The following is an 8,727-nucleotide window of genomic DNA, read 5'->3' as shown; positions in this document are numbered from 1 at the left end:
GCTGATGGAAACCTGTAAATCATTGGAAGTATGCGATCCGGGCGGACTTGCATTCCTGCCGACCCACTACACCTATTTCTTCAAGTGCGGTCTGAACAACAACGGATTCAAGGAAATGTTCAAGTGGAAATGGGTGCCGAACGGCGATGCGGTTCTGCAGACCGCATGGGGTGATGAAGGTAAATTTGTATTTGCAGTGGCCAATCCGCCCTCCTGGGAATTCGGGCCGGGAGTTGTGAGCGACGGCGGCGCGTACCTTCTCTCACCGACCGGAGACCTTTCGGGAACCGGTATGGAGTCGGAACTCGTCTTTGTTGATGTGAACGATGGCACCGAGGTGAAGCGCTTCGACCTGTCCGACTGGTATGTTGACCTGAACGACGCCGAAAAGGGCGGCCAGGCAGCGAGTGGACCGGCTGAATTGTCCATGTGGGGCAGATATGTTGTCATGGGAACCCATTCGACCTGTATGAACGTACTGTTCGATGTACAGTATGAGGAAGAAGGCGATGCGGTGGCTTGGGCGAATTCGAACGGCGATTACACCGGAGACCACAACTTCGAAGCCGATTCCGCGAAACCGTGGGTCTGCAACGATTACAACGTCGGCCCTTACAAATACAATCAAGCGATCGAAAAGAACGGATTCTCGTTCTTCCCGTCGTTTGACATGGGCGCCGTATCGTTCGGTCTGTATGCACCGGACGGCACGGGACTCGGGTACCAGACGCTTGCTGGCGAAACCGCCGCTCAGAAATATGACACGAGCGTGATTTCGGGCGGAACCGCCTATGACGGTCTGCTCGTATCCAACCAGTCGGCCGCGGAAGCAGAAGAGCGCGGCGGATGGTTCTGGGTCGGCCAGGACTCCTTCAAGGGCATTATTTCCAGCGAGCCGGTTTCTGTGGATGAAGCTCCTGCAGCTTTCGCAGTTGCCCAGAATTCACCGAACCCGTTCAACCCGTCCACAACGATCAACTTCACAGTTCCCGAAGCCGGGAATGTATCGGTTGACGTGTACAACGTGGCCGGTCAGAAGATCGACACGATTTCCAACGAGTTCATGGGTGCCGGCAGCCACTCGGTAGTGTGGGATGCTTCCGGATTCTCCGCCGGTGTATACTTCTACACCGTCAAATCCGGCTCATTCTCCAGAACCATGAAGATGACGCTGCTTAAGTAAATCAGTCAGTAATGAATGTAATTTTAAGGCTCGGTCTTTCGGGATCGGGCCTTTTTTTATGGCAAGTGTAAAAATGATGTTATAGGACGATATATAATGGTAAACAAGGAAAAGTTTTATTGTTCATCTAACCGGGATTATTCATGATAATATTTAACCACGAAAACACAAATTTATATAAGATATTATTTGTAATATCTTTAGCAATTATTAAACGTTAACGCACAAAAAGATATAGATAAAAAATAAAATCCGTGGAAATCCGTCCGATCCGCGAAAATCCGTGTTCGATTAAATTTTGTGAATAGATCGGGCTAAAATGTCTCCGGTACGCATCGGTAATCTTCTTGTTTTATAAAACATTATTTTTTATATATACACGAAGAAATAAAGGTATAAACGATACAATGAACACCCCACGAGGGATAACAGGATGAAAATATTTGTACCGGGGCGTATCTGTCTTTTTGGCGAACACAGTGACTGGGCTGGCGGATACCGCCGTATCAATGCTGAAATAGAAAAGGGTTATACCCTGATAGTCGGTACGAATCAGGGTATCTATGCTGAGGTCAAACCCCATCCGAATAAACTGATTCTGAGCGCAACCCTCAATGATGAAACCCGGAAGGGGCCGTTTGAGGTTGCAATGAATACCGGAGCTCTTCTCGAAGAAGCGGAAAAGGGAAGTTTTTTCAGCTATGCAGCCGGGGTAGCCTATCAGATAATGACCCATTATCGTGTGCATGGTCTCGAAATCGACAATTGCCTGACCGACCTGCCCATTAAAAAAGGACTTTCTTCGAGTGCAGCCATCTGTGTTCTTGTCGCACGTGCTTTTAACCGTACGTATGACCTGAAGATGACCGTGCGGGGCGAGATGGAGTACGCCTATCTCGGTGAAATCACCACGCCCTCGCGGTGTGGCCGCATGGATCAGGGCTGCGCCTATGGCAACCGTCCGATCATGATGATTTATGACGGCGACAGGATCGAGGTCAGGGAGCTTTCCGTTACCCGTGATCTTTTCTATGTGATAGTAGACATGGGCGCGGGGAAGGATACCAAGGAAATTCTGAGCAGGCTCAATCAGTGTTATCCGTTCGCCGAGAACGATGTGCAGCGTAATGTCCAGCGCTACCTTGGCGCCATCAGTTCGGGAATAACGCGGAAAGCCTGCGAGGCATTGAAAAGCGGCGATGCGGAAATGCTGGGTACATTGATGAAAGAAGCTCAGGCTGAATTCGACCGTCACCTCCAGCCAGCCTGTCCATCGCAGTTGACCGCTCCGGTACTTCATAAGCTACTCGGTTATGGTCCCATACAGCCTTATATTTACGGCGGTAAGGGAGTCGGATCGCAGGGTGATGGCAGCGCCCAGTTCATTGCCCGCGATGAGGAAAGCCAGAACAGGGTAATCGAGATTATCGAACACGATCTCGGCATGTCATGCATGAAACTGTCCATCATGGCAAATCGGAGTATCCGCAAAGCTGTCATTCCTGCGGCAGGTTTCGGAACGAGGCTATTCCCGGCGACAAAGGCTGTAAAAAAAGAGCTGTTTCCCATTATCGACCGAGAGGGACGGGCCAAGCCGGCCATCCTGGTCATCATCGAAGAGGCTTTAAGCGCGGGTATCGAAGAAATCGGTATCATTGTCCAGAGCAGCGATCTCGATATGTTCGAAAGTTTTCTTCATACCCCTACTTCCATAGAAAATTTTAACAAGCTCTCCAATTCCGATAAGAAATACTGCGAATATCTGCTTGATATCGGGCATCATGTGAGTTTCATCATCCAGGATATTCAGGATGGTTTCGGTCATGCGGTTTTCAGCGCCCGGGAATGGGTCAACAATGAGCCGTTTCTGCTTCTGCTCGGGGATCACCTCTATTCTACTGAGAGCACGATATCATGCGCCCGGCAGCTTATAGATGTTTATGAGGCTGAGAATTATCGGAGCGTTGTGGGACTCAAGGTTTCTGCCGCTCAGGAAATCCGTAATTTCGGCTGTGTAACCGGTTCATGGCGTCTGGAGAACTCGATTCTCGCGATCAGCGAAATTTTCGAGAAACCCGATCTCGATTATGCCCGCGAACACCTCCATGTCGATGGTATGGAGAGTGATACGTTTCTGACACTTTTCGGTCAGTACATCCTCACACCCCATATTTTCGATTATCTCGAAGAAAACATCGCCCATAACATCAGGGAACGGGGAGAATTTCAGCTTACTTCGTGTCTCGAACGTTTACGGCGCGAAGAGGGGATTACAGGTTATCTCGTTCATGGCAGCTGCTATGATATCGGCACACCGGTAGCCTATCTCAATACACTTAAAAGTATGGTAAATGACCGGTAACAAAGGGCAAAGTAACAGAGTGGCAAAGGGACAAAGAAACAGAGTTGGAACGTGACGTGGATTTGTCCGGCTTATTGCTTCGGAGATTTACTGTGAAATCGGACTGTTTCATGCCGAACATGTTTCGACATCTATCATAAATAGTGTTTTTTATACGGAGTAATAATTGAAGTGCGATGGAGTTAATATTATTGTAACTATAAACAACAGTACTATCTTAAGAGCATGATTTTCCCCTGCGCAGTATAATTTCCAGCGTTGAAACGGTAGATATACACTCCTGTTCCCGCAGTTGCTCCATGGTCGTCACAGCCGCGCCAGAACATCTCATGGTAACCGGGATAATATGCATCCTGGGCCAGTGTCATGACTTTTCTGCCGAGAATATCATAAATCAGAATATCGACGTGGCATGGTGACGGAACGGTGTATCGGAACGCGACCGAGGCGTTGAAAGGGTTGGGACAGGGGGGAATGATCGAAAATCCGATGGGGCTCTCCGAACTGTTTGTGGATGCAGCGGACATATCCCATATACGGGAAGTATTCCGTGAATTTGCTCCGAATTTCGGCCAGGGGCTTACTGCAAGCCCGGTTTCAGTTCCGGTATCGATGCCATACAGATAGGAATCCATCGAACCGACATAAAGAGTGCCGTCATGGGTGAGGGCTGGTGACGAGCTGATGGCTCCCCCTGTCAGGACATGCCATTTTTCTCCGCCGTGGGGATCAACGGCATACAGACAGCCGTCATCAGATCCGATATAAACGATGCCGTCCGCTCCTACAGCGGGAGAGGATTCGATTTTACCGCCGGTTTTGAATTTCCATAAAAGTGTTCCATTATGGTTGATGGCATAGAGGCAGGTATCCCATGATCCGACATAGATAGTGCCGTCGGCGCCCAGAGACGGCGACGAATCCACATAGCCTTCCGTTCCATAAGTCCACAGTAATGAGCCGTCGGGATGAATCGCATATACGCGGTTGTCCATGCATCCGAAATAAATCGTGCCGTCCTCGCCTATGGCTGGAGATGAATCGATGGGGGCATCTGCCTGAAAGCTCCACCGGCTTTTTCCCTCGGGCGTGACCGCATAGAGAATGGAGTTCCATGCGCCGAAATAAATCGTTCCGTCTTTCCCTGTCGAAGGGGAGGAATGGATAAGATCGCCGACCCAGAATTGCCATTTGAATGACCCGTCTGAATTGAGAGCGATGAGATCTCGGTCGGTGGTGGCAAAATAAACAGACCCGTCTTCGCCGACAGCGGGTGATGAAAAAATGGGCGCTCTCGATACATACTTCCACCTGAGGGAGCCCTCACGATTGATTGCATAGACATAACTGTTAAAGGAGCACGCATATATGGCGCCATCGGGACCGATAACCGGAGAGGATGATATTCCGGCTGTCGTTTTATAAGTCCACCCGGTTGTTCCGTCGGGATTGACCGCATACAGGCAATTATCCCACGATCCGATATAAACGGTGCCGTCGGGACCGATAGCCGGAGAGGAATATATTATGGCATCGTGTACGCTTCCCGAGGTTCGTATCCTCGAATCGGTTGCAGGATTGCCGGCTGTCAAGGCGGGTTTTGCTTCACTGTTTTCCCGGTTACTTCCGTAATGGTTGCTTATATGCAGTTTTATCAGCACTTTTGCATTGAAACGGTACACGATGACCCGGTTGAGATGGAATGGATTGTCGCCGAACGTCTGGGTCGTATCTTCGCCGATGTAGAAAACCGCCTCGAATCCGGCTTCTTTAGCATATGCCTCGATCGTTTCGTTCCCGATACCATAGGGGAGAGCAAGAGCGGTGACTGGTTCGCCGGTCAAATCCTCGATGAATACTATTGATGTCCGGAAATCATTGATAATACGCTGTTTATATTGATAATCGGTTTCATTCCCGCGTTTCAGGATGGCCGCCTCTCCATCCGAAAAATCATGAAGATCAAACGTATGACTTTGAAAATCCACGAGACCGGAATCGTGCATTTCCCGTATTTGTGTAGCGTCGAGGTACCTCGATATTACGTACCGTGACGCGATGAGAAATATGGTCGCATGGATCGATTTTTTCTGGAGAATGGGATATACGTAATCGTACAGGTATACCATTCCGTCATCGAAGGTAAGAAGAACCGATTTTGCGGGAATCTCCGCTCCTTTGACAATGTAGTCGATGTATTCGCGTGTGGACAGAAAATGGTAACCGGCCATGATGAGCTCGTCGATCATTTTCTCAAACAGCAGCGGAGGCAGGGAATACTGGGAGGTATCGAGCTTGCTCGGAAGGACATTATGGAAAGCGATAACCGCGATTTCGCCGGGGTTGCTGCCGCTGATTGTTTCTGCCGCAGGTTTTAGAGTATAATCAGCAGCCTGTACGGTCGTGAATGAGCCGATACCGATACAGAAAGCCGTCAGTAATGCCGTGATATGCATGATGTGTCGGTGCGGGCATGTGGAAAGAATGCGCATTCAGGTGAGTTTCCATTTACGGGGATCGATCATTGCTTCCTGTCGTACGGCAAATTCCGAAAAATCAATGTCCGGGCTGAGTTCAGTCCCGAACGTTTTACAATTGATCCTGAGCTCCTGCTCGCTGGTGACCCCGATGAGTATGACATCTATTTCCTTCCGTGTCCTCAGATAGCCGAGCGCGCCATCGACCGGCGAGAGTCCGTGTTCATCGAGTACTGTACGGTACCGTCTCAGTACCGGCAGAACGGGGGAGAAAAACGGATTGATACTGTCGGTGGGCATGAGGAGCAGCCCCTGAAGAAAGGCCGAACGAACATGAATCTCGACCTTCCTTGCCCTGAGCCGTGCAAGATGTCCGGACACGGCAAGCCGCTGATCGAGCACATTCAGCGGAAGCTGCACAAGGTCGAAATCATAATTACAGAAAACACGGTCGATCTCGTCCCCCGAATAGACCGAGATTCCGATTTTTTCAACAAGCCCCTCGGCTTTCAACGATGCAAGGACGGTATATATCTCCTCACCCCCCGGAAGGAACAGGTCGCCGGGAGCATGCAGAAGCAATCCGGCTGCACGCTGAAGTCTGAGTCTCTCCAGGGATTCGAAAAAGGTAACTTTGAGGGATTCGCAGTCCTTGCGTGTGATTGCGTCCTTTTTGCATGAAGGTAGTTTCGAGACAATCCTGAAATGATGATCTCCGTCAAGAACGCTGCCCAAAACCCGTTCGCTGTTCCCATACGCGACGGCGGTATCAAGCACGCGGATACCGTTTTCACGGGCAATGGCAAGTATTACCCGGATGGCATCTTCGGGCACTTTCCCTGTCGGGTTTGATACCCCATAATCGAGCCCGAACTGGACAGTACCGAGACCGAGTTCCATGTCAAATCCTCCCTGTATAAATATACGAAATACCGGATAATGCTCCAAACTCTAATAATGAGACAATCCCGAATCATACTATAGACGTGCTCTCTTCCGTTATTTTTATTGTATTTGCGGACTGCCGTTATGATAATGTATATTTGACAGGTACCGTATGAACCCGGATAATCGATACGGGAGAACAGAAACCATGGAGTTTGAAATGCCGGAAAATACCGTGCCTCTTGTAAAAAGGGAAATTATCAGGATTGCGATGCTCGGGATGGTGGACGGCAACGGTCACCCGTATTCCTGGAGCGCTATATTCAACGGTTACAATCCCGTGGAAATGGCGAAATGCCCCTTCGCCGCCATTCCGGCATACCTCGACAAAGAACCGAAGGAAATCCTCCGCATTCCCGGCGTTCAGGTAACGCACATCTGGACCGACGATCCCGCAGATGCGCTCAGGGTCTCGAAAGCATCGCTCATACCCCATGTCGTGTGTGCTCCCGAAGAGGTTATCGGCGAGGTCGATGCTGTGATTGTCGCCACCGACAAGGGTCATGAGCATGTCGACCGGTGCAGGCCGTTCATCGAGGCAGGACTGCCGGTTTTTGTGGATAAACCGCTTGTGGACAACGAACATGATTTGGGCGTTTTCACCGCATGGGAACGGGAAGGAAAGCCTGTTATGTCATCGAGCTGCATGCGGTACTGCAAGGAATTCATGCCTTTCCGGCTCTCGACGCATGACATCGGCGAAGTACGGTTTGCGAGCATTACGACTCCGAAATCGTGGGAACGGTACGGTATCCATGCGCTCGAGGGAATATATCCGGTGCTCGGTCCCGGATTCGTATCGGCCCGGAATACCGGAACAGCCGACCGCAACATCGTTCACCTCAGGCACGATTCGGGCGCCGATGTCATTGCCGCGGCAATAAACGATATGTACGGCTCGTTCGGTGTTCTTGAACTGTGCGGGACGAAAGGCCATGTCTGCGTCGCTTTCAGCGATACGTTTTATGCGTTCAAAGCCCAGCTCAATGCGTTTATCGGATTTTTGAGAACGGGTATCCGGCCGTTTTCCTTTGAGGAGACTGTGGAGTTGATGAAAATGCTCATCGCCGGAATCCGGAGCAGGGATGAAGGCGGACGAGAGGTGCTTCTGACTGAAATTGGACCGTGAAACTGACTACCTTTTACCAATTTGCATTCAAAGATTTTCTTGTATCCAGGAAGTAATTTACGATTTACAAAGTACGATTTACGATTTATGCAGATCAATTAATATAAAAATCGTACATCTGAAATCGTACATCGTAAATGCCTTCGTTTTAAACACGATGTGCTATTATTCATGTGCGGTCATATATGAGGAGTGTACGGTATGAATGTTCTCGATATGTTTTCGTTGAAGGGGAAGGTCGCGCTCGTAACCGGCGGAGCGGGTCTCTACGGGCGTCAGATTGTGGCAGCGCTTGCAGAGGCCGGAGCCGAAACCTATATTGCCTCCCGTAACCGTGAAACCCTCGAAGCGGTATCCGCGGAACACCGTAAACTCGGTCATACGGTCACAGCGTTCAGAGTGGACCAGGGGGATGAGCAATCGGTTATCGAACTCCGGGACACCATCAAAGAGCGGAGCGGACGGCTCGATGTGCTCGTCAACAACGCCGTTGCACGCCCCATGAAGGATTACAATGACGATGTTTCAACCTTTGCGGAAAGCATGAGGATCAACGCCACCGGGCTTTTTGTCATGACCCGCGTGATGGGCGATTTCATGCCGGAGAGTACAGGCGGCTCGATCATCAATA

Annotated in this window: 6 protein-coding genes and 1 pseudogene; 5 read left to right on the top strand and 2 right to left on the bottom strand. The window is 50.1% G+C overall.

Annotated features, from left to right (window positions below):
* From LLG96_05100 to LLG96_05090, 3 genes and pseudogenes are all read left to right on the top strand, one after another.
* A partial coding sequence (locus LLG96_05100; GenBank protein ID MCE5249580.1) for a T9SS type A sorting domain-containing protein occupies nucleotides 1-1,183 on the top strand: 1,183 nt, incomplete at its 5' end.
* A gap of 727 nt (nucleotides 1,184-1,910) precedes the next feature.
* Nucleotides 1,911-2,132 (top strand): annotated as a pseudogene (locus LLG96_05095) (GHMP kinase).
* Between the two features lie 519 nt (nucleotides 2,133-2,651).
* Nucleotides 2,652-3,545, top strand: coding sequence for a UTP--glucose-1-phosphate uridylyltransferase (locus tag LLG96_05090; protein ID MCE5249579.1), 894 nt, complete (start codon nucleotides 2,652-2,654; stop codon nucleotides 3,543-3,545).
* 212 nt (nucleotides 3,546-3,757) lie between these two features.
* Here the strand turns inward: LLG96_05090 and LLG96_05085 are convergent, their stop codons facing one another.
* Nucleotides 3,758-6,001 carry a PQQ-binding-like beta-propeller repeat protein gene (locus LLG96_05085; protein ID MCE5249578.1) on the bottom strand — a complete coding sequence of 748 codons (2,244 nt, stop codon included), beginning with the start codon at nucleotides 5,999-6,001 and terminating at the stop codon, nucleotides 3,758-3,760.
* Nucleotides 6,002-6,037: 36 nt separating this feature from the next.
* Entirely contained in the window at nucleotides 6,038-6,922 is an 885-nt protein-coding gene (locus tag LLG96_05080; protein MCE5249577.1) for an aldo/keto reductase, read from the bottom strand.
* Nucleotides 6,923-7,115: 193 nt separating this feature from the next.
* On the opposite strand from LLG96_05080, the gene LLG96_05075 reads away from it, so the two are divergent.
* Together LLG96_05075 and LLG96_05070 are read left to right on the top strand one after the other, a co-directional pair.
* Nucleotides 7,116-8,096, top strand: a complete 981-nt coding sequence (locus LLG96_05075; protein ID MCE5249576.1) for a Gfo/Idh/MocA family oxidoreductase — start codon at nucleotides 7,116-7,118, stop codon at nucleotides 8,094-8,096.
* A gap of 201 nt (nucleotides 8,097-8,297) precedes the next feature.
* On the top strand, nucleotides 8,298-8,727 hold a 430-nt coding region (locus LLG96_05070), incomplete at its 3' end, for an SDR family NAD(P)-dependent oxidoreductase (protein MCE5249575.1).

The sequence above is a fragment of the bacterium genome (assembly GCA_021372535.1).
Lineage (GTDB): Bacteria > Latescibacterota > Latescibacteria > Latescibacterales > Latescibacteraceae > JAFGMP01.
The sequence above is the reverse complement of the archived record's forward strand: the minus strand, read 5'-3'. Positions and strand labels throughout refer to the sequence as shown.